The 24,751-nt window shown below is 71.0% G+C and carries 22 protein-coding genes and 1 tRNA gene; 11 read left to right on the forward strand and 12 right to left on the reverse strand.

Annotation, left to right across the window (positions count from 1 at the left end):
* Positions 1-217 precede the first annotated feature (217 nt).
* Entirely contained in the window at positions 218-832 is a 615-nt protein-coding gene (locus AB0F15_RS37080; RefSeq protein ID WP_360281124.1) for a TetR/AcrR family transcriptional regulator, read from the forward strand.
* A 93-nt stretch (positions 833-925) separates the two neighbouring features.
* On the opposite strand, the gene rpsA is transcribed toward AB0F15_RS37080, so the two are convergent.
* The gene (rpsA, locus tag AB0F15_RS37085) at positions 926-2,428 is read right to left on the reverse strand and encodes a 30S ribosomal protein S1 (protein ID WP_360281084.1); all 1,503 of its coding nucleotides are present in this window, start codon (positions 2,426-2,428) and stop codon (positions 926-928) included.
* 322 nt (positions 2,429-2,750) lie between these two features.
* On the opposite strand from rpsA, the gene AB0F15_RS37090 reads away from it, so the two are divergent.
* The 6 genes from AB0F15_RS37090 (at position 2,751) to AB0F15_RS37115 (ending at position 8,749) form a co-directional block, all read left to right on the forward strand.
* Positions 2,751-3,602 carry a class I SAM-dependent methyltransferase gene (locus AB0F15_RS37090; RefSeq protein WP_360281086.1) on the forward strand — a complete coding sequence of 284 codons (852 nt, stop codon included), beginning with the start codon at positions 2,751-2,753 and terminating at the stop codon, positions 3,600-3,602.
* Positions 3,599-4,510: a GNAT family N-acetyltransferase gene (locus AB0F15_RS37095; RefSeq protein WP_360281088.1), complete on the forward strand. Its 912-nt coding sequence runs from the start codon at positions 3,599-3,601 to the stop codon at positions 4,508-4,510. The genes AB0F15_RS37090 and AB0F15_RS37095 overlap by 4 nt, the downstream gene beginning before the upstream one ends.
* A gap of 21 nt (positions 4,511-4,531) precedes the next feature.
* Positions 4,532-5,452 (forward strand): GNAT family N-acetyltransferase, encoded by a 921-nt coding sequence (locus tag AB0F15_RS37100; RefSeq protein WP_360281090.1) that lies wholly within the window; start codon positions 4,532-4,534, stop codon positions 5,450-5,452.
* A 107-nt stretch (positions 5,453-5,559) separates the two neighbouring features.
* Complete coding sequence (locus tag AB0F15_RS37105; protein WP_360281092.1) at positions 5,560-6,288, forward strand: ABC transporter ATP-binding protein; 729 nt, start codon at positions 5,560-5,562, stop codon at positions 6,286-6,288.
* Positions 6,285-8,180, forward strand: coding sequence for a YhgE/Pip domain-containing protein (locus AB0F15_RS37110; RefSeq protein ID WP_360281094.1), 1,896 nt, complete (start codon positions 6,285-6,287; stop codon positions 8,178-8,180). Before AB0F15_RS37105 ends, AB0F15_RS37110 begins: the two co-directional genes overlap by 4 nt.
* Complete coding sequence (locus AB0F15_RS37115) at positions 8,177-8,749, forward strand: TetR/AcrR family transcriptional regulator (protein WP_360281096.1); 573 nt, start codon at positions 8,177-8,179, stop codon at positions 8,747-8,749. The genes AB0F15_RS37110 and AB0F15_RS37115 overlap by 4 nt, the downstream gene beginning before the upstream one ends.
* Here the strand turns inward: AB0F15_RS37115 and AB0F15_RS37120 are convergent.
* On the reverse strand, positions 8,746-9,498 hold the full coding sequence (locus tag AB0F15_RS37120; protein ID WP_360281098.1) for a helix-turn-helix transcriptional regulator: 753 nt from the start codon (positions 9,496-9,498) through the stop codon (positions 8,746-8,748). The two genes, AB0F15_RS37115 and AB0F15_RS37120, sit on opposite strands and share 4 nt — an antisense overlap.
* A gap of 85 nt (positions 9,499-9,583) precedes the next feature.
* On the opposite strand from AB0F15_RS37120, the gene AB0F15_RS37125 reads away from it, so the two are divergent.
* On the forward strand, positions 9,584-10,513 hold the full coding sequence (locus tag AB0F15_RS37125; protein ID WP_360281100.1) for an NADP-dependent oxidoreductase: 930 nt from the start codon (positions 9,584-9,586) through the stop codon (positions 10,511-10,513).
* A 3-nt stretch (positions 10,514-10,516) separates the two neighbouring features.
* Here the strand turns inward: AB0F15_RS37125 and AB0F15_RS37130 are convergent, their stop codons facing one another.
* From AB0F15_RS37130 to polA, 3 genes are all read right to left on the reverse strand, one after another.
* On the reverse strand, positions 10,517-12,118 hold the full coding sequence (locus AB0F15_RS37130) for a serine protease (protein ID WP_360281102.1): 1,602 nt from the start codon (positions 12,116-12,118) through the stop codon (positions 10,517-10,519).
* 102 nt (positions 12,119-12,220) lie between these two features.
* Complete coding sequence (locus AB0F15_RS37135) at positions 12,221-12,748, reverse strand: EF-hand domain-containing protein (protein WP_360281126.1); 528 nt, start codon at positions 12,746-12,748, stop codon at positions 12,221-12,223.
* A gap of 139 nt (positions 12,749-12,887) precedes the next feature.
* Positions 12,888-15,629, reverse strand: coding sequence for a DNA polymerase I (gene polA / locus AB0F15_RS37140; RefSeq protein WP_360281104.1), 2,742 nt, complete (start codon positions 15,627-15,629; stop codon positions 12,888-12,890).
* 62 nt (positions 15,630-15,691) lie between these two features.
* On the opposite strand from polA, the gene AB0F15_RS37145 reads away from it, so the two are divergent.
* Both AB0F15_RS37145 and AB0F15_RS37150 read left to right on the forward strand, forming a co-directional pair.
* Positions 15,692-16,132, forward strand: a complete 441-nt coding sequence (locus AB0F15_RS37145; RefSeq protein ID WP_360281106.1) for a hotdog fold thioesterase — start codon at positions 15,692-15,694, stop codon at positions 16,130-16,132.
* Positions 16,133-16,136: 4 nt separating this feature from the next.
* The gene (locus tag AB0F15_RS37150) at positions 16,137-17,108 is read left to right on the forward strand and encodes a LysR family transcriptional regulator (protein WP_360281108.1); all 972 of its coding nucleotides are present in this window, start codon (positions 16,137-16,139) and stop codon (positions 17,106-17,108) included.
* On the opposite strand, the gene AB0F15_RS37155 is transcribed toward AB0F15_RS37150, so the two are convergent.
* From AB0F15_RS37155 to AB0F15_RS37185, 7 genes are all read right to left on the reverse strand, one after another.
* The gene (locus tag AB0F15_RS37155; RefSeq protein ID WP_360281110.1) at positions 17,074-17,844 is read right to left on the reverse strand and encodes a prolyl oligopeptidase family serine peptidase; all 771 of its coding nucleotides are present in this window, start codon (positions 17,842-17,844) and stop codon (positions 17,074-17,076) included. The two genes, AB0F15_RS37150 and AB0F15_RS37155, sit on opposite strands and share 35 nt — an antisense overlap.
* A gap of 163 nt (positions 17,845-18,007) precedes the next feature.
* Positions 18,008-18,721 (reverse strand): ABC transporter ATP-binding protein, encoded by a 714-nt coding sequence (locus AB0F15_RS37160; protein WP_360281112.1) that lies wholly within the window; start codon positions 18,719-18,721, stop codon positions 18,008-18,010.
* The gene (locus tag AB0F15_RS37165) at positions 18,708-19,634 is read right to left on the reverse strand and encodes an ABC transporter ATP-binding protein (RefSeq protein WP_360281114.1); all 927 of its coding nucleotides are present in this window, start codon (positions 19,632-19,634) and stop codon (positions 18,708-18,710) included. The genes AB0F15_RS37160 and AB0F15_RS37165 overlap by 14 nt, the downstream gene beginning before the upstream one ends.
* Entirely contained in the window at positions 19,631-20,779 is a 1,149-nt protein-coding gene (locus tag AB0F15_RS37170) for a branched-chain amino acid ABC transporter permease (RefSeq protein ID WP_360281116.1), read from the reverse strand. Before AB0F15_RS37170 ends, AB0F15_RS37165 begins: the two co-directional genes overlap by 4 nt.
* Positions 20,776-21,786, reverse strand: a complete 1,011-nt coding sequence (locus AB0F15_RS37175; protein WP_360281118.1) for a branched-chain amino acid ABC transporter permease — start codon at positions 21,784-21,786, stop codon at positions 20,776-20,778. The genes AB0F15_RS37170 and AB0F15_RS37175 overlap by 4 nt, the downstream gene beginning before the upstream one ends.
* A 96-nt stretch (positions 21,787-21,882) precedes the next feature.
* Positions 21,883-23,064, reverse strand: a complete 1,182-nt coding sequence (locus AB0F15_RS37180) for a branched-chain amino acid ABC transporter substrate-binding protein (protein ID WP_360281120.1) — start codon at positions 23,062-23,064, stop codon at positions 21,883-21,885.
* A 434-nt stretch (positions 23,065-23,498) separates the two neighbouring features.
* Complete coding sequence (locus tag AB0F15_RS37185; protein WP_360281122.1) at positions 23,499-24,113, reverse strand: response regulator; 615 nt, start codon at positions 24,111-24,113, stop codon at positions 23,499-23,501.
* Between the two features lie 205 nt (positions 24,114-24,318).
* Between AB0F15_RS37185 and AB0F15_RS37190 the strand changes: the two genes are divergently transcribed.
* Positions 24,319-24,395, forward strand: a tRNA-Leu gene (locus tag AB0F15_RS37190).
* Positions 24,396-24,751: the final 356 nt, after the last annotated feature.

Consider the following 24,751-nt stretch of genomic DNA (forward strand, 5'->3'; position numbering starts at 1 on the left):
TGAGGCCGGAAAGCCCTTTCCGCGGAATCCGGCGGTGCAGGCGTCCGGGACGGCCGGACCGCGCGCCCACGGGACGGGAACGTCGCAGATCCGGACATCGGGCGCATTCCCAAGACGCGCCGGATATCGTATCTTCTGCTGCGGGTGGGTTACCCGGACGCCGTCTGCGCCCGGCTGCCGCAAAGGGGGTGGGCCCGTGGCTACCAGGCACTTGCCGATGCACGCGGCCGACCAGGGCGGCCGCGAGCGCTACCTCGACGCGGCGTTGTCGGTGCTCGTGGACCGCGGCGTCCCGGGGTTGACCGTGCGCGGCGTGGCCGAGGCGGCCGGCGCGTCGACGATCTCGGTGTACGCCCGCTTCGGTGGGCGCGCGGGCTTGCTCGACGCCCTGTACGAGCGCACTTTCGACTCGCTGCGGGAGTTCCTGGAGGGCCTGCCGCCGTCGGGCGAGGACGGTGTCGCGGATCTGCTGCACCTCGCACTCGGGTACCGGCACTTCGCCCGCGAGAGCCCGACCCGCTACGCGCTGATGTTCGAGCGTCCGGTACCCGGCTTCGACCCGGATCCGGCGCTGCGGTCCGCGGTGCTGCGGACGACGTTCACCCTCTTCATCGCCCGCGTCCAGCGGGTCTGCCCGCCGGGAGCGGACGCCCGGTCGACGGCCTACCAGCTGTGGACGACCATGCACGGCCTGGTCGGCGCGGAACTGATGCTGGCCTCGCGGCGGCCGTTGCCGGACTGGTTCATCCCGCCGACCGAAGAGGCGAACGAGGAGATGTACCGCCAGGGCGTCATCGCGATGATGGCCGGCCTGGGCCTGCGCAGCCGCTGACCGTCCCGCGCCGGAGCGCCCGAAGCGCCGAAACGACGAACCCCCGGTCCGCTCGGGACCGGGGGTTCGTAGTTCAGCTCAGAGAGCTAGTGCTCACGCACCGCCGGAGAGCTTCTCGCGGAGCGCCGCGAGCTGCTCGTCGGAGGCGAGGGTGCCACCGCTGCTCTTCGTGTCGGCCGGGGCCGAGCCCGAGGAGGTGTAGCTCTCCGCGCCACCCTCGATGCCGGTCGCCGCGTCGGCAGCCGCTTCCGCGTCCGCCTCGACAGCCTTCACGACCTGCTTCATGTGGGCCTCGTAACGAGTGTGCGCCTCGGCGTACTGGCGCTCCCACTCCTCACGCTGCTTGTCGAAGCCTTCCTGCCACTCCTGGGTGTCCGGGTCGAAGCCTTCGGGGTAGATGTAGTTGCCCTCGGCGTCGTACTCGGCGGCCATGCCGTACTGGGTCGGGTCGAACTCGGTGTCCGGCGTGACACCCTCGTTCGCCTGCTTCAGCGACAGCGAGATGCGACGGCGCTCGAGGTCGATGTCGATGACCTTGACCATGACGTCGCCGTTGACCTGGACGACCTGCTCCGGGATCTCGACGTGGCGCTCGGCCAGCTCCGAGATGTGGACCAGGCCCTCGATGCCCTCTTCGACGCGGACGAACGCACCGAACGGAACCAGCTTGGTGACCTTGCCCGGCACGATCTGGCCGATCGCGTGGGTGCGGGCGAACTGGCGCCACGGGTCTTCCTGGGTCGCCTTCAGCGACAGCGAGACGCGCTCGCGGTCCATGTCGACGTCCAGGACCTCGACCGTGACCTCCTGGCCGACCTCGACGACCTCGGACGGGTGGTCGATGTGCTTCCAGGACAGCTCGGAGACGTGCACCAGGCCGTCGACGCCACCCAGGTCCACGAAGGCACCGAAGTTGACGATGGACGACACGACGCCCTTGCGGACCTGGCCCTTGGCGAGCGCGTTGAGGAACTCGCTGCGCACCTCGGACTGGGTCTGCTCGAGGTAGGCACGGCGGGACAGGACCACGTTGTTGCGGTTCTTGTCCAGCTCGATGATCTTCGCCTCGAGCTCGCGGCCGACGTACGGCTGCAGGTCGCGCACGCGGCGCATCTCGACCAGCGACGCGGGGAGGAAGCCGCGCAGGCCGATGTCCAGGATGAGGCCGCCCTTGACGACCTCGATGACGGTGCCCTTGACGGGCTCGTCCTTCTCCTTGAGCTCCTCGATCGTGCCCCAGGCGCGCTCGTACTGCGCGCGCTTCTTGGACAGGATCAGACGGCCTTCCTTGTCCTCCTTCTGGAGAACCAGGGCTTCGACCTCATCGCCGACGGTGACAACCTCAGCCGGGTCGACATCGTGCTTGATGGAGAGCTCACGCGAGGGGATGACGCCCTCGGTCTTGTAGCCGATGTCGAGCAGGACCTCGTCGCGGTCGACCTTGACGATCGTGCCTTCGACGATGTCACCATCGTTGAAGTACTTGATCGTCTTGTCGATAGCCGCGAGGAAATCTTCCTCCGACCCGATGTCGTTGATGGCGACCTGCGGGGCCGCGTTCGGGGCGCTCGGGGCGATGGCGGTGTCGGTGGTCATTAGGCGGGTTGCTCCGGTGGATGGGATCGAGGGTTGGCAGTTGTCGGCGCGATGAGCTGCTACGGCATGCGACGACCCCACGAGCAACGTCCACCAGTGAACGACCGCGGCATGACCCGCAAACGGTACGCGACCCCGAGTCCCAACCAGAAGCTGAGCGGAAGGCAGCGCGAACCCACTGCGCTAACACTTATCCTACGCGGCGGCCGCTAGGCGGCACAATCAGGGTCCCCCACGATCGCTAAGGTCCTCGCGAAGGCAAATCGCACGCTGGAGGACGCGGGTGGCGCAGGCGCCGGCGGCCGGGACCGGAGACACCATCATGCCACCGAACGAGCCCGCCGCGCCGGGGCGCCACGACGCCGCCGAGCACCGGCTGGGCACCTCGGCGGTCGCCTACCGCGAGGTCGGCGGCCCCGAGGCCGCGGCCGCGAACCTCGCCTGGTGGGACGCCGACGCCGACGACTACCAGGCCGAGCACGGCGGATTCCTCGGCGACGCCGACTTCGTCTGGTGCCCGGAGGGCGTCCGGGAGGCGGAGGCGCGGCTGCTCGGCGACGTCCGGGGCAAGCGCGTGCTGGAGGTCGGCTGCGGGCAGGCCGCCTGTTCGCGCTGGCTGACGGCCGAGGGCGCCCACGCCGTGGCGACCGACCTCTCCGGGGGCATGCTGCGCCACGCGCTCGCGGGCAACGAACGCACCGGCCTCGCCGTGCCACTGGTGCAGGCGAACGCCGAGCACCTGCCGCTGGCGTCCGGCAGCTTCGACGCCGCCTGCTCGGCCTTCGGCGCGATCCCGTTCGTGGCTTCGGTGGACGCCGTCTTCGCCGAGGTGCACCGGGTGTTGCGGCCGGGCGCCCCGTGGGTGTTCTCGGTGACCCACCCGATGCGGTGGATCTTCCCCGACGACCCGGGCCCGCAGGGGCTCACCGTCACCCAGCCGTACTTCGACCGCACGCCGTACGTCGAGGTCGACGACGAGGGCACCGCCACCTACGTCGAGTACCACCACACCCTCGGCGACTACGTCCGTGCGCTCGCCACGGCCGGGTTCACCCTCACCGATCTGGTCGAACCCGAGTGGCCGGCGGGGCACTCGCGGGTGTGGGGCCAGTGGAGCCCGCTGCGCGGCAAGCTCTTCCCAGGCACCGCGATCTTCCGCACGCACCGCCCGTGAACCCCCTCGAAGCGCAGCAGAACGCGCGGTTCGCCGCGCTCGACCCGCTGCTCCCGCCGATCGCGGCCCCGCCGTCGGCGAGCGAGCCGCTGATGGCCTCCGCGGCCGGGCGGAAGGCGGGTGGCCTGCTGACGCACGTCGTGCACGCGCCGGGGTCGTGGCCCACGCTGTGGGGGCCGTCGGAGATCCGGGACCTGACCGCGGTGCCGGGTGACAGCGGCGCGGCGGGTCTCGCGGCGCTGCTGGGTGCGTGGCGCGACCGGCTGCGCGGGACCCCGGCCGGCCCGGACTCGGGCTGCACGCTGACCTGGCCGAGCCGCGACGCCGAGGCGTCCGCGGTCCTGCTGGCCCACGGGTTCGCGCCGATGACCTGCCTGGCGGTGCGGCACCCGGACCCGCCCGGCGAGCCGGGGCCGTCGCGGGTGACCGTCCGCCGCGCCGAGGAGGGTGACGTCGAGGCGCTGACCGAACTACGGCTGGCGGAGTGGCGCTACACGTCGCTGGTCGGCACCGCGGTGCCGCGGCCGGGCGCCCGGGCACTGCTGCGCGCGGAGGTCGCCCGGACCCTGCGCTTCGGCGGGCTGGTCTGGCTCGCGGAGGACGACGGCGTGCCGGCGGGCATGGCCTCCTGCGCAGTGGCCTCGCCCACCCCGGGCGACACCCTCCACGGCCGGCTGCTCCCGGGCCGCTGGGGGTACGTCGACACGCTGTCGGTCGCGCCCGCGGCCCGCGGCGGCGGGGTCGGCCGGGCGCTGATGGCCGTGGCACACCGGGAGCTGCTCCGGCCGGGGACCCGCGGGACGTTCCTGTTCTACCACCCGGCGAACCCGCTTTCGCCGGTGTTCTGGCACCGGCAGGGCTATCGTCCACTGTGGACCATGTGGATCCGGCGTCCCGCCTGGTCCTGACCGCACGTTCCGAGGGGAACCATGGACATCGCCGAGCCCTTGCTCGCGGCGCACCGCGCGCGCTTCGCCGCCGTCGACGCGCTGCTGCCGCCCGCCGCGCCCCCGGCCGACGGCGAGCGGCTGGACGCGGCGACCGCGGACGGCACGCAGGTCACCGGAGTGCTGCAGCGGTACCGGCTCGCGCCCGGCGACGTCCCGATGCTGTGGTCGGCCGCCGACACCTGGCAGCTCTTCCCGTACTTCGGCGGCACCGGCACCGAAGGCGCTGACCTGCTGCTGCGGGCGCTGAAAGGCCGGCTCGAGACCGAGGAGACCGGCGACGACTCGGCGTGCGTGGTGGTCTGGCCCAGCCGGGACGCCGAGGCGATCCGCGCCTTCCTCGACCACGGCCTCGTCCCGCTCTCTGCGGTCGGCGTGCGCACCGCTCCGCCGGCCGGGAGCGAGCCGGGGGTCACCGTCCGCCGTGCCGGGGCCGCCGACTTCGCCGCGGCGCTGGAGCTGGCGACGGCGACGTTCGACTACACCGGCCTCGTCGCCGCTCCGCGCCGGGACAACACGGCCGAGCTGCTGACGCCGTCCCTGCGGGACGCCCTCGCCGCGGACGAGCCGCCCGTCTGGCTGGCCGAGGTGGACGGCGAGGTCCGCGCGTTCGCGCACTGCGCGTGGGTGGACGCGGTGCCGGACAGCGAAGCAGGCGAACTGCTCCCGCCGGGCCGCTGGGGGTACGTGAACAACGTCGTGACCGCCCCCGGCGAGCGCGGCAGCGGGCTCGGCCGGGCGCTGATGGCCCACGTGCACCGGGAGCTGCACCGGGGCGGCGCCACGCGGACGTTCCTCTACTACAACCCGACCAACCCGCTGTCCGCGGTGTTCTGGCACCGGCAGGGCTACCGTCCGCTGTGGACGACGTGGGAAGTGCGCCCGGCGTCGGCGCTCCGGTGAGTCACCCACCAGTGTGACGTGCGTCCGGTGATCTTGCTGCCGGAGCAGACGAGGACTAGTTTTTGAACTGACCGGTCAGTTCAAAAGTTCTCGAAGCAGGAGAAACCGTGCAGGTCCGAGCCGATCGCGTGTCCCTCGAAGGGCACCACGGCACCTTGTTACCGCCCACCTCGCTGACCGTCGGCGAGGGCGACCTGGCGATCGTGCACGGCGAACCCGGCGTCGGCGTCACGGCGTTCGGCCTGGCACTGGCCGGGCGGCTGAAGCCGACCACCGGCACGGTGCACGCCGAAGGCGGCGACGCCGCGCTGACCGAGCTCGTCGCGGTCGTCGACGCCCCCGGCGTCAGCGAGCCCGACGACGCGCTGCCCCTGCGCGTGGTCGCCGGCGAGGAGCTGGCGCTGGCCCACCGCCCGGCGGGCAAGGAGGACGTCGCCCGCTGGCTCGCGGAGCACGACGCCGCGCCGTTCGCCGGCACGCGCTTCGAGAACCTCACCCCGGCGCTGCGCACGCGGCTGCTCACCGAGCTGGCCGCGGAACGCAAGGGGGTGCGGGTCCTCGTGCTCGACACCCCCGACCGGCACACCAGCCACGTCGAAAGCTGGCTGGAACTGGCGCGCGAGCAGGCCGGGCGGGGGCTCGCCGTGGTCGTGCTGACCGCGACGACGCCGGCGTCCGCACTGCCCGGAGCACCGGCGCGCCTGGGCTCCGCCGAGCAGCCCGCGCCCGAGCACTTCGCCCCCGAACCCACCGAACCCCCCAAATCCACCGGACCCACCGAGCCGCCCGAACCCACCGAAGAGCTCGCCACGAGCACTGACGGAGACCCCGCATGAACGCCTTCCGGATCGCGCGCAACGAGCTGCGCCGCCTCTCCACCGGCACGCTGCCGAAGCTCGCGCTGGTCGCGCTCGTGCTGGTGCCGTTGCTCTACGCGTCCTTCTACCTCTACGCGAACTACGACCCGTACGGCCGGCTCGACAAGCTGCCCGCCGCGGTCTTCACCAGCGACGCGGGCACGAAGGACTCCACCGGCCAGGAGCGCAACGTCGGCCGCGAGGTGACCGACGAGCTGGTCAAGTCCGGCACCTTCCAGTGGCACCAGGTGTCCGAGCAGGAGGCGCGCGACGGCGTCCGCGACGACAGGTACTCCTTCGCCATCGGCATCCCCAGCGGCTTCTCCGCCGCGCTGCTGTCGGTCGGGAACTTCCAGCCGCAGCAGGCGACGATCACGCTGACCACCAACGACGCCAACAACTACCTGTCCGGCACCATCGCCAAGCAGGTGGCCGAGCAGGTCCGCAAGACGATCGCGGAGAAGGTCGGCAGCGAGGCCGCGGACCGGTTCCTGGTCGGCTTCTCCACGATCTACGCCAAGACCCAGGAAGCCTCGACCGGCGCTTCCCAGCTCGCCGACGGGGCCACGCAGCTCAAGGCGGGCCAGCAGAAGCTGGCGGACGGCGCGGCGAAGCTCGCGGACGGCTCTTCGACGCTGGCGACCGGCCTGGGCACGCTGAAGACCGCCACCGCTTCGCTGCCCTCGCAGACGCAGCAGCTCGCCAGCGGCGCTTCGCAGGTGGCCGCCGGGGACCAGAAGGTCGCCGACGCGGCTTCGATCGCCGCGACGGCGTCGTCCGACATCCAGGGCAAGCTCGACTCCTACCGCACCCAGCTGCAGACGGACCTGCGCGACGCGGGCGTGCCCGACGCGCAGGTGCAGGCCATCCTCGCCAAGGCCGATCAGCTGCGCTCCCCCGTCGACCAGGCCAACAGCAAGATCCAGCAGGCCAACGGCGACCTCGCGAAGCTGGCCGACGGCGCCCGCCAGGTGTCCGACGGCGCGGCCAAGCTCGCCGCGGCGTCCCCCCAGCTGGCGAGCGGCATCGAGCAGGCGTCCGACGGCGCGAACCAGCTGCGCGACGGCGCCTCCCAGCTCAGCGACGGCGAGAAGACCGCCGTCACCGGCACGAACCAGCTCGCGGACGGCGCGGTGAAGCTGCGCGACGGGCTCGCGGCCGGGCTCAAGCAGATCCCGAACCCCGACGACCCGACCCGCTCGGCCACGGCCAACACGATCGCGGACCCGGTCGCGGTGAACGCCAACGGCGAGGCGTCGGCGGGGACGTACGGCGCCGGCCTCGCGCCGTTCTTCATCTCGCTGGCCACCTGGATCGGCGCGTTCGTGCTGTTCCTGATCCTGCGTCCGCTGTCGACACGGGCGCTGACCGCGGGCGCGGCCCCGTTCCGGGTCGCGGTCGGCGGCTGGCTGTCCTCGGCGCTGCTGGGCACGGCGCAGGTGATCGTCCTGTTCGGCGCGGTGACCTGGCTGGTCGGCATCCACATCGCCCACCCGCTGGAAGCGATCGGGTTCGCCGTGCTGGTGTCGCTGACGTTCACCTCGGTGGTCCACGCGCTCAACAGCTTCTTCGGCGCGGTCGGCAAGTTCCTCGGCCTCGTGCTGCTGGTGCTGCAGCTGGTGAGCGCGGGCGGCACGTTCCCGTGGCAGACGATCCCGGACGCGCTGTACCCGCTGCACGTGGTGCTGCCGATGGGCTACGCGATCGACGGCTTCCGCCACCTGTTCTACAGCGGCGCGACCGTGGAGATCCTCGGCGACATCGGCGTGCTGCTGGCCTACCTGGCCGGCGGGATCCTGGTCTCCACCCTGGCCGCGCGCAAGCGTCGCGTTTGGACGGTGTCCGCGCTCAAGCCCGAGCTGAGCCTGTGAGCGGCGGGACGAAGCAGAAGCTCTTCGAGGCCACCCTGGAGCTCTCGAAGAGCCGGGGCCTGGTGGGCCTGACGGTCGACGACATCGCCGCGGCGGCGGGCGTCGCGAAGGGCACGGTGTACTACAACTTCGGGTCCAAGGACGGGCTGGTCGACGCCCTGCTCCGGTACGGCGTCGACCTGCTGGCCGGGCGGCTGCGCTCGGCGGTGACGGACGCGGATCCGCTGGACGTCATCGAGGCGCAGGTCGACACGACGCTGGAGTTCATCGGGCAGTACCCGGGCTTTTCGCAGATCCTGGTGAGCGAGCTGTGGCGGACGCCCGGCCAGTGGCACGGCACGCTGTCGTTGCTGCGCGAGGAGATCATCTCGATCGTGAAGCACCAGCTGACCCGGCTGGATGCGGCGGGGCGGCTGCCGGACGGGGTGGAGATCCCGACCGCGGCCGCCGGGCTGTTCGGCACCATGCTGGTGGTGGCGCTGGACTGGCAGGTGTTCGGGCCCCAGCGGACGCGGGCCGAGGTGCGGGACGCGGTCATGGTGCTGATCCGCGGCCTGGGCCGCCGCTAGCCGCCGGCGCGCGCCGCGGACCGGTAGCGGCCGGGGGTCTGGCCGACCAGCCCAGTGAAGGCTTCGATGAAGCTGCCCGGGTTCGCCCAGCCGAGGCGCGTCGCCGTGTCGGTGACCGAGGTGTCTTCGCCGAGTTCCAGCAGAGCCCGCTGGATGCGCAGCAACGTGCGCCACTGGTGGAAGCTCATCGACAGTTCGCTGCCGAACAGCCGGCTGAGGGATCGTTCGCTCGAACCGGTCCGGTGCCCCAGCTCCGCCAGGGTCGCCGGGCTCGCCGGATCGGCGTGCAGCAGGTCGGTGACGGCCTTGAGGCGCGGGTCGGCCGGCTCCGGCAGGCGCAGGGGTTCCCGCGCGGCCCGCCTGAGCTCCGCGATGACGACCTCGAGCAGCAGCCGGACGCGGGCCGGTTCGTCGTCGCCGTCGATGGCCAAGCAGGCTTCGCGCAGCAGCGCACTGGCCACGAACACCGCGGGCTCCGCGGGCAGCCGCCCGGCCAGAGCCACCGGAATCCGGAGCAGCCGGACGTCGGTCTCGCCGTGCGCCCGGCTGCTGTGGACGTGGAACGGCGGCACCCAGGTGACGCGGTTCGCCGGCGCCACCCAGGTGCCGGCCCGGGTCGTGGTGACCAGCGCCCCGGAGGCCGCGTACCTGAGCTGGCCGAAGTCGTGGAAGTGCGCGGCGACGTCCTCCCCGTGGGCCAAGGGCCCGCAGGCCGCCGCATCGCCGTCCTGGGCCACCGGTTCGGTCATGGTCCCACCCTACGGTGGCGGGTTACCGGAATTTCCTGGCGGGACACCGGTGGTACGCCGCGGCCCCGGCGATCATCGTGGAACCATGCGAACCATCACCCAGCACACGTTCGGGGGCCCGGAGGTCCTCACCATCGTGGACGCGCCCGCGCCCCGCCCCATGCCGACCGAGGTGCTCGTCCGGGTCCGGGCCATCGGGCTGAACCCCCTGGAACCGCGCCTGCGCGCCGGCGAATTCCCGCTGCTCGGCCCGCCGCCGTTCGTCCTCGGCTGGGACATCAGCGGCGTGGTCGAGGCGGCCTCGCAGACGTGGCGGTTCCGGCCCGGCGACGAGGTGTTCGGGATGCCGCTGTTCCCGCGCGCGGCCAACGGGTACGCCGAGTTCGTGGCCGCGCCGGCGTTGCACCTGGCGCCCAAGCCGGCGTCGCTCTCCCACGTCGAGGCGGCGGCGCTGCCGGTCGCCGGGCTGACGGCGTGGCAGGGGCTCGTCCACCTCGGCGGCGTGACCGCGGGCGACCGCGTCCTGATCCACGGGGGTGGTGGCGGCGTCGGCCACATCGCGATCCAGATCGCGAAAGCCCTCGGCGCGCACGTGCTCACCACCGTCAGCGGCAGCAAGCGGGAGTTCGCCGAAGGACTGGGCGCCGACGAGGTGATCGACTACCGGACGGCGGACTTCACCGAGGTGGCCGGCGACATCGACGTCGTGCTCGACACCATCGGCGGCGACACCGCTTCGCGCTCGCTCGAAGTGCTGCGCCCGGGAGGCCACCTCGTGACGGCGGTCGCCGAGGAGGACACGGAGCTGATCGCCGAGTTCGAGGCGGCCGGCCGTCGCTTCAGCGGCATCGCGGTCGACCCGGATCCGGTCGCCCTGCGGCAGCTCGTGGAGCTCGTCGAACAGGGCCGGCTCCGGGTGCACGTCCAGGAGACGTTCCCGTTCGACCGCATCGCCGACGCCCACCGGCTGATCGAGCGCGGTCACCTGCGGGGGAAGATCGTCCTCACGGTCTGATCGTCAGCCGCGGTCCTCGATGCGGGCCCGGACCGCGGCCGCGTAGCTGTCGACCGCCGTGGCCGCGGCCGTCAGCTCGCAGGGACCGTCGATCAGGAGCCGCTTCGCCGGGACGTACGCCTGCTGGATCTCGGGGTCGTCGACCAGGCCGTGTTCGCGGGCGAGTTCGTGGTCACCGGCCAGCCGGGCGCGCAGCTCTTCCCGGCGGGCGACCAGCCCGTCGAGGACCGCGCGCTGACGGCGGCCGTCCTCCACCGCGGGGGCGACCGCGTGCTCGTGGCCGTCGATGTGGCGCTCGACCCACTCCGCATCGCCGTCGACTTCGGCCGACCGGAGCTGCTTGAGTGCGCCGCGCAGCCGCTGTGCCCGCGCCGGCAGCATCGCGACGCCGGTGAAGCGCGTCGCCACCCGGAGCTGGTACGCCTCGATCTCGGCGAGTTCCGCCACCGCCTGGGTGAGCACCTCCAGCCGGCCGGCGAGGTCTTCCGGGGCCGGGCGGGCCTGGCCCGTGCTCGCCCGCACCGCCGCGACCCCGGGCGAGGACTCCTCCCGGAAGCCGAGCAGCAGGCGGAGACCGAGCTCGGCCGCGCGGCCGGCGAGCGGGGCGAGCACCTCGCCGACGAGCCGCTCGGGTTCGGCGGAGTCGTCGATCGCGTCGACGACGAGGGTGCGGCCGGCGACGCCGGTGGTGAGCCGGTCGGCGATGCGGTGGCGGACGGCGTCCGCGGTGCGGCCGGTGGCGTCGACGGCGAGGTCGACGCTGCCCGCCGGCGGCATCTCGCCGAGCGCGGGCGGCAAGCCGGGGACGCCGAGGGACCGTTCCCGGTCGGCGAGCACGATGCCGAACCGCAGCGCCGCGGCGACCGGCGAGCCGGCCTCGCCGGTGTCGACGACCCAGACGGTGCCCGGCTCGGCCCTGGCGAACCAGTCGGCGACGCGCTGCACGAAGGAGACGTCGACGGCCTCGCCGACCGGACGCGAGAAGCTGGCGTCGACGGCCGGGCTGCCGGAGGTCCAGACGCTCAGCTGCGGCAGGTGCCCGAGCATGGTTTCGACGGGCACCATCCAGGTGCCGGAGTCCTTGCCGACGACCATGCCGACGACGTGGCCGGTCGCCTCGTCGAGCACCGCCGTGCCACCGAAGCCGGGGCCGAGCGGTTCGGCTTCGGCGGTGCGGAAGAGGCGGACCCACTCGCCGCCGGTCTGTTCCGGGCCGCCGAGGCGGGCGTGGGTCCAGCGGCCGACCGAGCCCGGCGGGAACCCGAACACGCGGACGAGCTGGTGCTCGCCGAGGGGCATGCGGTGCAGCGGGGCGCGGAACACGCGGGACTCGGGGCGTTCCAGGCGCAGCAGGGCGAGATCGCCGTGGCCGCCGCCGTCGGAGGGCACCCAGCAGCCTTCGACGACGGACGCGGCGCCGGGCTGCGCCTCGGCGAGGCCGACGAAGTCGACGCTCAGCGCGGATCGCGGGCCACCGGCGGTCTCCACGACGTGCGCGCTCGTGAGCACGTGGTACTCGTCCAGCACCGTGCCCGCACCGCACACCCGGCCGAGTTCGTCGTGCAACCGGACCCGCCAGCGTCGTCGCTCACGCTCGAACCCCATTCGGCGGACCCTACGCCGTGATCGCCACGCGCTGCCGCCGACCTCCCTACCCAGCGGTAATAGCTCACCCGAACGGAGTCCTCCGTTCGGCCCAACGCGCGTTCAGAAGCGGCCGAACACCAGACTGCCGGGAGCGGCCGGGTCGTCGCCGGCCCAGAACTCGAACCAGTGCCGGGCGAACTCGTTGCGGGACAGCCGGCCGTCGCCGTCGGCGTCGAGGAGGGCGAAGACCTCGTCGGTCGGGGTGTCGGCGCCGTTCCAGGCCACGATGAGGCGGTGGTACTCGGCAGCGGAGATGACACCGTCGCCGTTTTCGTCGACGGCTTCGAACATCGCCGCGGCCGTGCCGGTGACGGCGGCGGGCATCGCCGGGAGTTCGTCGACGACCCGGAGCACCTGGTCGAGGGTGACTTTGCCGCCGCGGCCGGAGGCGTCGTCCAGGGTGCCCCACCAGCCCATCATGACGGCGGCGAGCTGCTGCCCCTCGGGCGTGCCGGCGTCCGTGCCGCGCAGCTCGAGCCACCTCGCCGTCAGGGCCCGGAAGTCGGCCTCGGTGAGGTAGCCGTCGCGGTCGGCGTCCATGGCGCCGAAGACACCGGAGATCTTGCGCCGCTGGAACTCGCTGGCCATGTCGTGGTCCTTCCGGCTCGGGCCACCCAGCTTGAGCCCGCCGGCCGCGACGCGGCGCCGTCCGCCCGAGTGCTCCCGCGCCACGACCCGGTGATCCGGGTCGTGACGCTGAGTGGCCTGCTGGAGGGGTTCGGCCCAGTCAGTGCGCGGCTTCGTTCCACGACCGGCCGTAGCCGACCGAAACCTCGAGCGGCACCGCCAGGTCGTACGCCGAGCCCATGCCGTCGCGGACCAGCTTCTCCAGCTGCTCCTGCTCCCCGTCCGCGACCTCGAGCACCAGTTCGTCGTGGACCTGCAGCAGGATCCGGCTCCTGAGCTTCGCCGCGACCAGCGCGCGGTGGACGTTGAGCATCGCGACCTTGATGATGTCGGCCGCGCTGCCCTGGATCGGGGCGTTCAGGGCCATGCGCTCGGCCATCTCGCGACGCTGGCGGTTGTCGCTGTTGAGGTCCGGCAGGTAGCGGCGGCGCCCGAAGATCGTCTCCGTGTAGCCGCACTTGGCCGCTTCACCGACCACCGAGTGGAGGTAGTCGCGAACGCCGCCGAAGCGGGCGAAGTACGCCTCCATCTGGGACTTGGCGTCTTCGGTGGAGATCCGCAGCTGCTGCGAAAGCCCGTACGCCGACAGCCCGTACGCGAGGCCGTACGACATCGCCTTGACGCGGTAGCGCAGCTCCGGCGTGATCTCCTCCGGCGGCATCGAGAACGCCCGCGACGCGACGAACGTGTGCAGGTCCTCGCCGCTGTTGAACGCCTCGATGAGGCCCTCGTCCTTCGACAGGTGCGCCATGATCCGCATTTCGATCTGGCTGTAGTCGGCGGTCATGAGGTGCGTGTAGCCCTCGCCGACGATGAACGCGTCGCGGATGCGGCGGCCTTCTTCGGTCCGGACCGGGATGTTCTGCAGGTTCGGTTCGGTCGAGGACAGCCGGCCGGTGGCCGCGATCGTCTGCAGCAGCGTGGTGTGGATGCGCCCGTCGTCGGCGACGGACTTGATCAGCCCCTCGACCGTGGTGCGCAGCTTCGTCGCGTCGCGGTGCTCCAGCATGTGCTGCAGGAACGGGTGCTCGGTCTTCTCGAACAGGCCCTGCAGCGCCTCGGCGTCGGTGGTGTAGCCGGTCTTGGTGCGCTTGGTCTTCGGCATGCCGAGCTCGTCGAACAGCACGACCTGAAGCTGCTTCGGCGAGCCGAGGTTGATCTGCTTGCCGATCACCGCGTACGCCTCTTCGGCGGCCTGCGTGACGCGCGAAAGGTAGTGCGCTTCCAGCGAAGTCAGCTGCTCGAGATCGACGGCGACCCCGGCGATCTCCAGCTCCGTGATCACTTCCAGCAGCGGCAGCTCCAGCTCGGCGAGCAGCTTCGCGCCGCCGATCTGCTCCAGCTCCTTGTCGAGCGCGCCGGCCAGCTCGAAGATCGCGCGGGCCCGGACCAGCTCGTCCTGGATCTCCTTCTGTTCCAAGCCTTCTGCTCCGCCGTCGAGCAGCGAGAGCTGCCCGTCGCCGCCGTCGGTCTCCGAGCGCAGCTCGCGGTGCAGGTAGCGCAGCGCGAGGTCGTCCAGCTCGAACGTGCGCTGCCCGGGCCGCACCAGGTACGCGGCCAGCGCGGTGTCCATGGCGAGCCCGGCGAGGACCCAGCCGCGGCCGCGGATCGCGTGCAGCGGGACCTTCAGGTCGTGGCCGGTCTTCCGGATCTCCGGGTCGGCGAGCCAGGCGGCGAGCGCCGCGTCGTCGGCCTGGTCCATGGCCGTGACATCGACGTACGCGCCTTCGCCGTCGGCCGTCGCGAAGGCGATCGCGCGCAGGTCGGAGCGGACCGACGTGCCCACGGCGCGGAACGCCAGCGCCACCGGCTCCCCCGCACCCGCGTGCTCGGCCAGCCACGCGCCCAGCGCACCGGGCTCGAGGGCGGCACCCGAAACCTCGAAGCCTTCGTCGGCCTCCGGCTCGGCGCTCTGCAGCGTCGCGAACAGCCTGTCCCGCAGCACGCGGAACTCCAGCTCGTCGAACAGCGCGTGCACCGCCTCGCGATCCCACGGGCGCAGTTCCAGCGCCGCCGGGGCCAGCTCCAGCTCGACGTCGCGGATCAGCTCGGTGAGCTGGCGGTTGAGGGTGACGGCGCTGAGATTCGCCCGCAGCGCCTCGCCGACCTTGCCCTTCACCTCGTCCACGCGGTCGATCAGGTCGTCGAGCGAGCCGAACTGCCTGATCCACTTGGCCGCGGTCTTCTCGCCGACGCCCGGGATGCTCGGCAGGTTGTCCGACGGGTCGCCGCGCAACGCGGCGAAGTCCGGGTACTGCCGCGGGGTGAGCCCGTACTTCTCCTCGACGGCGTCCGGGGTGAACCGCGTCATCTCCGAAACGCCACGCTTCGGGTACAGCACGGTGACCTGGTCGGTGACCAGCTGCAGCGCATCGCGGTCGCCGGTACAGATGAGGACGTCGAAGCCCTCCGCCGTCGCCTGCGTGGTGAGCGTGGCGATGATGTCGTCGGCCTCGAAGTTCTCCTTCACCAGCGAAGGAATGCCGAGCACGTCGAGGACTTCCTTGACCAGGTCCACCTGGCCGCGGAACTCGTCCGGCGTCGAACTGCGGTTCGCCTTGTACTCGGCGAAGGTCTCCGACCGGAACGTCTTGCGCGAGAGGTCGAACGCCACCGCCAGGTGGGTCGGCGCTTCGTCGCGCAGCAGGTTGATGAGCATCGAGGTGAAGCCGAAGACCGCGTTCGTGACCTGGCCGGTCTTCGTCTTGAAGTTCTCCGCGGGCAAGGCGAAGAACGCGCGGTAGGCCATCGAATGGCCGTCGATCAGCAGCAGCTTCGGCCGCTCGGCGACACTGGTGCTTCCTGTGGCGTTGGCAACGATCGTCTTCTCACTCGGGCTCACGAAGCCGAGTCTAGGCTGAGGGTCCGACACTCTTACGTGTCGCATCGGAAGAGGAGCTTTGCGTGACCGAGAGTGCCGCCCCCATCGACGTGGACCGGCTGGCCGGGATCGACCCGGCCGCCGCGGACCAGCAGCTGAACGACAAGGTCGGGCTGAAACTGCTGGAGGCGACGGCGGAGCGCGTGGTCGGCACGATCCCGGTCGAAGGCAACCTGCAGCCGTACGGCCTGCTGCACGGCGGCGCCAACGCCGTGCTCGCCGAGGCGCTGGGTTCCACGGTCGCCGCCCTGAACGCCGGCCCCGGCCGCGCGGCGATGGGACTGGAGCTGTCCTGCACCCACCACCGGGCCGTCCGCGCGGGCACCGTCACCGGCGTGGCGACCCCGCTGCACGTCGGCCGCGGCACGATCACCGCGGAGATCGTGCTGACCGACGACGAGGGCCGCCGCACCTGCACCGCCCGGCTCACCTGCGTGGTCCGGGACCGGCCGCCGGGCGCCTGAGCCGGTGGACCTCGACGTCGCCCAGGTGCGGGCGTTCGTGGTGACGGCCGAGCAGCGGCACTTCGGGCGGGCCGCCCAGGCGCTGTTCCTCACCCAGCAGGCGCTGTCGAAGCGGATCCGGAAGCTCGAAGGCGCCCTCGGGACGCCGTTGTTCCGGCGCACGCCCCGGTCGGTCGAGCTGACCGCCGACGGCGAACGCTTCCTCCCGCACGCGCGCGAGCTGGTGCGGGTGGCCGACGCCGCGGTGGCCGCCATGGGCGCCGACGACCGGCCGCTGCGCCTCGACCTCGTCGACCACCGGCTCTCCCCCATGTTCCTGCTCCGCCGGCTCGCCGAGCGCGAGCCGGGACTGCGCATCGACCGGGTCGCCGGGCGCGGTTTCGCGAACGCGATCGAGCCGCTGTTGTCCGGTGAGCTCGACGCCGCCTTCGGCCGGGTGACCGGCTGCGGGCGGCCCCTGCCGGACGAGCTGGAGCACCGGCCGGTCCGGCTCGAGCCGCTGGTCGCCCTGCTGGCGCCGGAGCATCCCCTGGCCGTGCAGGACGTGCTGCGGCTCGACGAGCTGCACGCCGACGGGATCTGGCTGCCCGGGCTCGGCGGACCGGCCGAATGGCTGTCCTACCTACGGGAGCTGTGCGAGAAGTTCGGTGTGCCGATCGACGACTCCGGCGTCAGCTACGACCTGCGGCACACCCTCGAGCAGACGCGGTACGGCAAGCGGCGCATCACCCTGGCCGGCGCCGACATGGAGCTCGCCCCGGACCTCGACCTGCGGGTGCTGCCGTTCGAGCCGTCGCCGTTGTTCCCGTGGTCGCTGGTCTGGCGGCGCGGCAAGGCGAGCCCGGCCCTGCGGCGGTTGCTGGCCGCGGCCGGGCGCACCAGCCGCGAAGAGGACTGGTGCGCCTACGACCCGGAGCACGCCTGGCTGCCGGACGACGACCTCAGTCTCGCAGCCGCCGCGCGAACCACCCGGTGAACGCCGCGTCGACGCCGGCCGCTCCCGGCGTCCCCGGCGGGAACTCGTGCGCCATCCCGTCGACCGTCACCAGCTCGCTCCCCAGCTTTTCGTGCAGCGCCACCGCCGGCTGCCGCACCGCGACGTCGTCGTCCGCCCCGACGACCAGCAGCAGCGGCGCGGTCAGCTCGGCGGCCCGGTTCACGTAGTCGTAGCGCGCCGCGACCGCGCGGGAACGCTCGCTCCACGCGTAGGTCAGCCCGAAGCGCCGCTCGTTGGCGGCGATCATCGGCGCGAGCTGGACGACCGGGCTGGCCACCGCGGCGGCCGCGATCTCGGCGTCCCCGCGCGCCAGCACCTCCAGCGCCACGATCGCCCCCGCCGAGCCGCCGAACACCCCGAGCGGCCCGGTCGCGCCCGGCAGCCGGTCGCGCAGTTCGGCCAGCGCCGCGGGGAACTCGCCCGCCGCCTGCTCGGTCACCGGTTCGAACACGTTCAGCACGGCGTCCTCGCTCGCCCGCCGGAAGACCTCGTCGGAGCCGCCTTCGGGCAGCCGCGCCCCGGAGAGCGGAAGCCCGAAGTACACGCGCCACGCCTGGAGGCCCGCCATCGGGACGGCCTCGGCCATCGCCCGCTCACCGGCCGGCGCGTCCATCAGGTGCCAGCCCGCCACCAGCGCGGCCGGCGCGGCCGGATCCACCGGCGGCACCGCCACGAACGGCACCCCCGCCGCGACACCTTCGACCAGCTCAGCCATCCCGCTCTCCTTCGTTTTTCCGGTTCCTCCCCAGCAAACCGCCGCGGCGCGGGCCGGGTCCAACAGCCTTTCCGGCCCCGGCGACAACCACCGGTTGTCGTGGAAAACGAAAACCGGCCCCGCGCGCCGAAGCGCACGGGGCCGGAGTCCAGGCACCAGGACGTCAGCCGACGCCCAGGTAGGCCTCCTTGATGCTGTTGTCCGCCAGCAGCTCCTTGCCGGTGCCGGACTTGGTGATGCGGCCCGTTTCGAGCACGTACGCCCGGTGGGCGCGGGACAGCGCCTGCTGCGCGTTCTGCTCCACCAGCAGCACCGTGGTGCCCTGCTTGTTGATCTCCGTGATGATCCGGAAGATCTGCTGGATGAACTGCGGCGCGAGCCCCATCGACGGCTCGTCCAGCAGCAGCAGCTTCGGCTTCGCCATCAGGGCGCGCCCGATGGCGAGCATCTGCTGCTCGCCGCCGGACATCGTGCCGCCCATCTGCGTCTTGCGCTCCGCCAGCCGCGGGAACAGCTCGAACACCCGGTCCAGGTCCCCGCTGAGGTCCTTGCGGTCCTTGCGGGCGTAGGCACCCATGTCGAGGTTCTCCATCACCGTCATGCCGGGGAAGATGCCCCGGCCTTCCGGCGCCTGGGAGATCCCGCGGACCACGCGGAGGTCGCCGCGCAGCTTGGAGATGTCCTCGCCGGCGAAGGTGATCTTCCCGGAGGAGATCGCCCGGATCCCGGAGATGGCGCGCATCGTCGTCGACTTGCCGGCGCCGTTCGCGCCGATGAGCGTGACGATCTCACCCTCGTTCACCGTGATGGACAGCCCGGAGACCGCCTGGATCCGTCCGTAGTGGACGGACACGTCCGACAACTCAAGCAACGTCATCGTCAGGCACCCCCAGGTAGGCCGCGATCACCGCGGGGTTCTCGCGGATGTCGGCCGGCAGTCCTTCGGCGATCTTCTTGCCGAACTCCAGCACCACGATCCGGTCGGTCACGCCCATGACGAGCTTCATGTCGTGTTCGATGAGCAGCACCGTGTAGCCATCGTCCCGGATCGTCCGGATCAGACCCATGAGGTCTTCCTTCTCCGCCGGGTTGAAGCCCGCCGCGGGCTCGTCCAGGCAGAGCAGCTTCGGCTCGGTCGCCAGCGCCCGCGCGATCTCCAGGCGTCGCTGGTAGCCGTAGGGCAGGTTCTTCGCCCGGTCGGCCGCCCGGTCGGCGATGCCGACGAACTCCAGCAGGGCCATCGCCTTCTCCACGGCGGCCTTCTCCTCGCGGTGGTGCCGCGGTGAGCGCACCAACGCCCCGAGCAGGCTGGTCTTGTGCCGCGCGTCGGTGCCGACGACGACGTTCTCGAGCGCCGTCATCTCGCTGAAGAGCCGGATGTTCTGGAACGTCCGGGCGATCCCGAGCTGGGTGATGCCGTGCCGCGACGTCTTGCCCAGCGCGTTGCCCTCCAGCCGGACCTCGCCCGAGGTCGGCCGGTAGACGCCGGTCATGGCGTTGAAGCACGTCGTCTTGCCCGCGCCGTTCGGCCCGATGAGGCCGAGGATCTCGCCGCGGCGGATGCCGAAGGAGATCTGGTCGAGCGCGACGAGGCCGCCGAAGCGCATCGTGACGTCGTCGACCTCGAGCAGCGTCTGCCCCACCTCGACGTCGATGTCGCGGTCCGGCGCGACGACGTCGGCGACCTCGGCCGCGTGCTCGGCCCGCTCCTCGGCCGTCATGTGCTGCAGTTCGGCGACGAGGCCGCCCTCGGCGGCGACCTCCGGCCCGCCGTTCTGGGGGTCGGTCATGGCTTGCTCCCCGGGGTCGGTTCGGTCTGCAGCGCGCCGTCGCTGCTGATCTGCTCACCGCGGCCGAGCAGTCGCTGGTACGCCTGCCTGCCGTAGGCGAGCAGCCGCTGGCGCGCGCCGAGCAGGCCCTGCGGGCGGAAGATCATCAGCACGATCAGCGCCACGCCGAAGATCAGGTACTTGTACTCGGCGATCGCCTGGAACCGCAGCGGGACGTAGGCCACCACGCAGGCGCCGAGGATGACCCCGACCTTGTTGCCCGAACCGCCGAGGATCACCGCGGCCAGGAACAGCATCGACGTGACGACGTCGAACTTCTGGTTGTTCACGAAGCCGAGCTGGCCGGCGTAGAGCGCGCCCGAAAGGCCACCGATCGCCGCTCCGCTGATGAACGCCCAGATCTTGAACTTGAACGTCGGCACACCCATGATCTCCGCCGCGTCCTCGTCGTCCCGGATGGCGACCCAGGCGCGGCCGACGCGGCTGCGCTCCAGGTTCCCGACCAGGAAGAGAACGGCGATGATGAGCGTGACGCACAGCCAGTACCAGGGGATGCCGTTCGAGTTGTTGAACAGCGGCGACCCGTCGGCGTTCGTGCCCGGTGGGTGCCCGACCTCCTTGAAACCGCTGTTGCCGCGCAACGGGTCGACGTTGTCGGCGAGCAGCCGGACGATCTCGCCGAAGCCGAGCGTCACGATCGCCAGGTAGTCGCCGCGCAACCGCAGGGTCGGCGTCCCGAGGATCACGCCGAAGATCATCGTGACCACCATGGCGATCGGCAGCACGACGAGGAACGGCAGGTGCGACAGCGAGGAGTCGGGACTGGTGAACAGCGCCATCACGTACGCGCCGATGGCGAAGAACCCGACGTAACCGAGGTCCAGGAGGCCGGCCTGGCCGACCACGACGTTGAGGCCGATGGCGACCAGCGCGTAGCGGGCCACCTCGAACATCGCGATCGGGAAGTCGTACCCGGGCTGGGTGGTCAGGATCGGCGGGTTCAGCACCGGCAGGAAGTAGATGAGCACCACCAGCGGAACGAGCACGCCCCACTGCTGCACGCGGCTGAGGTTGTTCCACCGCTCGCTGAGGGCGCCCCGCTTCTTCGCGGGCGCCTTCGCGGGCGGAGTCGTGGTCGTCGTCATACCCGGGCCTTTCCGAGCGATTCACCGAGGATGCCGGTGGGCCGGATCATCAGGACCAGCACCAGCAGGGCGAACGCGACGATGTCGCGCCAGCCGCCGCCGAACAGCGACTGGCCGTAGTTCTCGGCGACCCCGAGCAGCAGGCCGCCGAGCAGCGCGCCGCGCAGGTTGCCGATTCCGCCCAGCACCGCCGCGGTGAACGCCTTGATGCCGAGCAGGAAGCCGCCCTGGTACCACGCGCCCTGCGGGATCTTCATCATGTAGAACAGTGCCGCCGCGCCCGCGAGCAGACCGCCGATGAGGAAGGTCAGCGTGATGACGCGTTCCTTGTTGACACCCATCAGCGTCGCCGTGTCGGGGTCCTGGGCCACCGCGCGGATGCCGCGCCCGAACTTGGTCTTGTTCACGAAGTAGTTGGCCGCGAGCATCAGCACGATCGAAGCGACCACCGTGATGATCGTGACGTTGGTGATGCTGCCGCCGAAGAGGGTGAAGACCTCTTCGTTGCGCATCAGGCGGATGCCGAGTTCGGGGTTGCCGCCGCGCCAGATGAAGATGAGCTGCTGCAGCACGAACGACGCGCCGATCGCGGTGATCAGGAAGACCAGTTTCGGCGCTCCGCGCTTTCTCAGCGGCCGGTAGGCCACCCGTTCCAGAACCACCGCCGTGCCACCGGAGACCGCCATCGACGCCAGCAGGGCGAGGAGCAGGAAGCCGATCAGCTCGGCCACCCCGAGCGTGGGCGTGTTACCGGGCCGGAAACCGAGGCCGTAGAAGGTGAACCACGTCGCGTAGACGCCGTAGATGAACACCTCGGAATGGGCGAAGTTGATGAGCTTCAAGACGCCGTAGACGAGGGTGTAGCCCAGCGCCACGAGCGCGTAGATGCTGCCGTAGGCGAGCCCGTCGAACGTGTTGTTCCAGAACTGGTCCAGGAACGCGTTCACGTCGAAGGTGATCCAGCTGCTGCCCTGGGCCAGGACGAGCGAGCTCAGGTCATGAGTCATCGACACACTAGTTCTCCATGTGGGACCGGGGTGCGCGCCCGGCGGGATCGAGCCGCCGGACGTGCACCCCGGTGATCAGAACGGAAGCGCGCTGCGCTACTTGATCTCGGTGTTGCGGACGATCTTCCCGCCCTCGACCTTGTAGGTCCACACGGTCGTGCTGGCGAGCTCGCCCTTGTCGTCCCACTTGAAGTGCTTCGTGATGCCCTGGCCGTCGTAGTTCTTCACGAAGTCCAGCAGACCGGCGCGGTCCTTCTTGCCCGAGTCGATGCCCTTGAGCAGGATCGTCGCCAGGTCGTAGGCCTCGGGCGAGTAGGTGCCCGGGTCCTTGCCGACCGCGGCCTTGTAGGCGTCGGTGAACTTGGTGAACTGGTCCGCCGGGACACAGGGGCAGGTGAAGTACGCGCTCGCGGCCGCCTCGCCTGCGCCCTTGACGAACTCGTCGTCCTTCACGCCGTCCGGGCCGACGAACTTGGCCTTGACGCCGGCGTCGTTCAGCTGCTGCGCGAACGGAGCCGCTTCCTGGTAGTAGCCCGAGTAGAAGACCGCGTCCGGGTTCTCGCTCTTGATCTTGTTGACCACGGCCGAGAAGTCGGTCTGCTTCGTCTTGACCTTGTCCTGGCAGGTGCCCTTGTCGGCCAGCGCCTTGATGGTCGAGGCGGCGAGGCCGGTGCCGTAGTCGGAGTCGTCCTGGATGACGCAGACCTTCTTGGCGCCGAGGTCACCGGTGATGAACTTCGCGGCGGCCGGGCCCTGGGTGTTGTCGTTGCCCAGACCGCGGAAGAAGGTCTTCCAGCCGTTCTGGCTCAGCGTCGGGTTGGTGGCCGACGGCGTCACCGTGACCAGGCCCGCACCGTTGAAGATGTTGCCCGCGGCCTTCGACTCACCCGAGAACGGGAGGCCGACGACGCCGATGATCGACGGCGTGTTGACGACCTGCGTCACGATGCCGGGCGCCTTGTCGGGCGTGCCCTCGGTGTCGAACTGCTCCAGCTTGACCTGGCAGCCCGGGTTGGCCTTGTTGTGCTGGTCCACGGCGAGCTTCGCGCCGTTCAGGATGTTCTGGCCCAGCGCGGCGTTGCCACCGTTGATGGTGCCCGCGTACGCGATGGAAGTCGGGGCACACTGCGCCTTGCCGTCGCCGGCCGGGTCGGCCGCGTCGGCGGCGGCGGACGGGGCCGCGGCCTGGGACTGGGAGCTCGAGCTGTTGCTGCCCGAGCCGCTGTCCGTCCGCGCCGAACACGCGCTGAGGGCGATGGCCCCGACACTGGCCAGCACGATGACCCTCGCAAGTCGTGCTTTTTGCACTCGTTCCTCCAAATGCCACCTGGCCGCCCGGTCGGGCGGCTGTCCCGGCGTGGGACCTGACTGGCCGCTGAAAGTAGCCGCCCCGGGAGCCGTTGCACAGAGTCACACATGGTCTTGTAGCCACATCGTGACGGTCGTCATGAGTATTAACGTATGGTTTACACCCGCTCGTCGTAATGAGACCAGCGGGTGGTGACTCTCAGTGCACAACAGCCTGCAGACTGCCTCTTGACGCCTGGTTCAAGGTGTGCAGAGTCTACGGACCCCGACGTGGATCACCGCGCGCAGGCACGCCGAGAAGGCTCGCAAAGGTACCAAGTACGCCCTTTCGGGCACCCGGAGCGTCACCGAACGAACGAAAAGGGGGTGGTCACCGCGCGGTGGCCACCCCCTTTTCGGGTAGTTCAGCTGCCGATGCTCTCCACAACAGCTTCGGCGACGGCCTTCATCGTGGTCCGGCGGTCCATCGCGGTGCGCTGGATCCACCGGAAGGCGTCGGGCTCGGTGAGCCCCTGCCTGCTCATCAACAGACCCTTGGCGCGGTCGATGACCTTCCGCGTCTCGAGCCGGTCGGTGAGCCCGGCAACCTCGGCTTCGAGAGCCTGAAGTTCCGAGAAGCGGCTCACGGCCAGCTCGATCGCCGGCACGAGGTCACGCTTCGCGAAGGGCTTGACGAGGTAGGCCATGGTGCCGGCATCCCGCGCGCGTTCGACCAGATCCCGCTGGCTGAAGGCGGTGAGGATGACGACGGGCGCAATCCGGTCGCCGGTGATCTTGGCAGCGGCTTCGATGCCGTCCAGTTTGGGCATCTTGACGTCGAGGATCACGAGATCGGGCTTCAGATCGGTGGCCAGCGCGATGGCCTGCTCGCCATCACCCGCCTCCCCGACGACTTCATAGCCCTCTTCACGCAGCATTTCGACGAGGTCAAGCCGGATGAGCGCCTCGTCCTCCGCGACGAGTACCCGACGCTGCGGCACGGTGGCGGCACCGTTGGCCTCGGTAGCCGGATCGGTCACCGGGGTCCTCCTGAAGACTCGGCGGGGCGTTCGGTTGCACGGTTTTCCGCGAACCATTCGCGGCTTTCCGCGAACCTGAAGCCTACCGGGAACGATCCAGAGGAAGAGATGGCGTTCACCACGTAGTGGCCAGCACGACACTGCCACCGGAGACCGCCCCCGCACGCCGACGGGGTCCGGTGATCCCGTAGAGTGACGACGTCGCGCCCCCGTAGCCCAACTGGCAGAGGCAACGGATTCAAAACCCGTCCAGTGAGAGTTCGAATCTCTCCGGGGGCACCACCTCTGAACTGGGGAAACAGGTCTTTTCGCAGGCTCGACTGGAGCGGTGATCCAGTCCGGGATGTCCGGTTGTGTACGGCTGAAACCGGTGGTGTGCGGCCAGTCGCGGTCTATTCGCGGTCTACTTTTTGGCGGATCCGCGCCCCCGGACGGGGCGGGCAGCCTGCCGCGCGGGAGTGCCGGGGAGCCGGCGACGACGGTAGCGGGGGTGCCGGCGTCCCGGCCGGAGCGGAGGAGAAGTGACGACGGAGCCAGCAGCTAAGTGGTCGGTTTTGGAAGTTCTTCGGGGGTGTTGAGGCGCTGCGGGTTAGTGGTCGAGGTAGAGGTAGCAGGCGCAGTCGAGGGCTTCTTCGGGG

Source organism: Amycolatopsis sp. NPDC026612 (genome assembly GCF_040638285.1).
In the GTDB taxonomy this organism is placed as follows: domain Bacteria; phylum Actinomycetota; class Actinomycetes; order Mycobacteriales; family Pseudonocardiaceae; genus Amycolatopsis.

Bases quoted from the DNA above. Each gene is read 5' to 3' on its own strand.
- AB0F15_RS37160 (WP_360281112.1), bottom strand. From the start codon at position 18,721: ATGACGTTGCTTGAGTTGTCGGACGTGTCCGTCCACTACGGACGGATC.
- AB0F15_RS37120 (WP_360281098.1), bottom strand. From the start codon at position 9,498: ATGACCGAACCGGTGGCCCAGGACGGCGATGCGGCGGCCTGCGGGCCC.
- AB0F15_RS37110 (WP_360281094.1), top strand. From the start codon at position 6,285: ATGAACGCCTTCCGGATCGCGCGCAACGAGCTGCGCCGCCTCTCCACC.
- AB0F15_RS37130 (WP_360281102.1), bottom strand. From the start codon at position 12,118: ATGGGGTTCGAGCGTGAGCGACGACGCTGGCGGGTCCGGTTGCACGAC.
- rpsA (WP_360281084.1), bottom strand. From the start codon at position 2,428: ATGACCACCGACACCGCCATCGCCCCGAGCGCCCCGAACGCGGCCCCG.
- AB0F15_RS37165 (WP_360281114.1), bottom strand. From the start codon at position 19,634: ATGACCGACCCCCAGAACGGCGGGCCGGAGGTCGCCGCCGAGGGCGGC.
- AB0F15_RS37090 (WP_360281086.1), top strand. From the start codon at position 2,751: ATGCCACCGAACGAGCCCGCCGCGCCGGGGCGCCACGACGCCGCCGAG.
- AB0F15_RS37170 (WP_360281116.1), bottom strand. From the start codon at position 20,779: ATGACGACGACCACGACTCCGCCCGCGAAGGCGCCCGCGAAGAAGCGG.
- AB0F15_RS37100 (WP_360281090.1), top strand. From the start codon at position 4,532: ATGGACATCGCCGAGCCCTTGCTCGCGGCGCACCGCGCGCGCTTCGCC.
- AB0F15_RS37155 (WP_360281110.1), bottom strand. From the start codon at position 17,844: ATGGCTGAGCTGGTCGAAGGTGTCGCGGCGGGGGTGCCGTTCGTGGCG.
- AB0F15_RS37175 (WP_360281118.1), bottom strand. From the start codon at position 21,786: ATGACTCATGACCTGAGCTCGCTCGTCCTGGCCCAGGGCAGCAGCTGG.
- AB0F15_RS37135 (WP_360281126.1), bottom strand. From the start codon at position 12,748: ATGGCCAGCGAGTTCCAGCGGCGCAAGATCTCCGGTGTCTTCGGCGCC.
- AB0F15_RS37080 (WP_360281124.1), top strand. From the start codon at position 218: ATGCACGCGGCCGACCAGGGCGGCCGCGAGCGCTACCTCGACGCGGCG.
- AB0F15_RS37125 (WP_360281100.1), top strand. From the start codon at position 9,584: ATGCGAACCATCACCCAGCACACGTTCGGGGGCCCGGAGGTCCTCACC.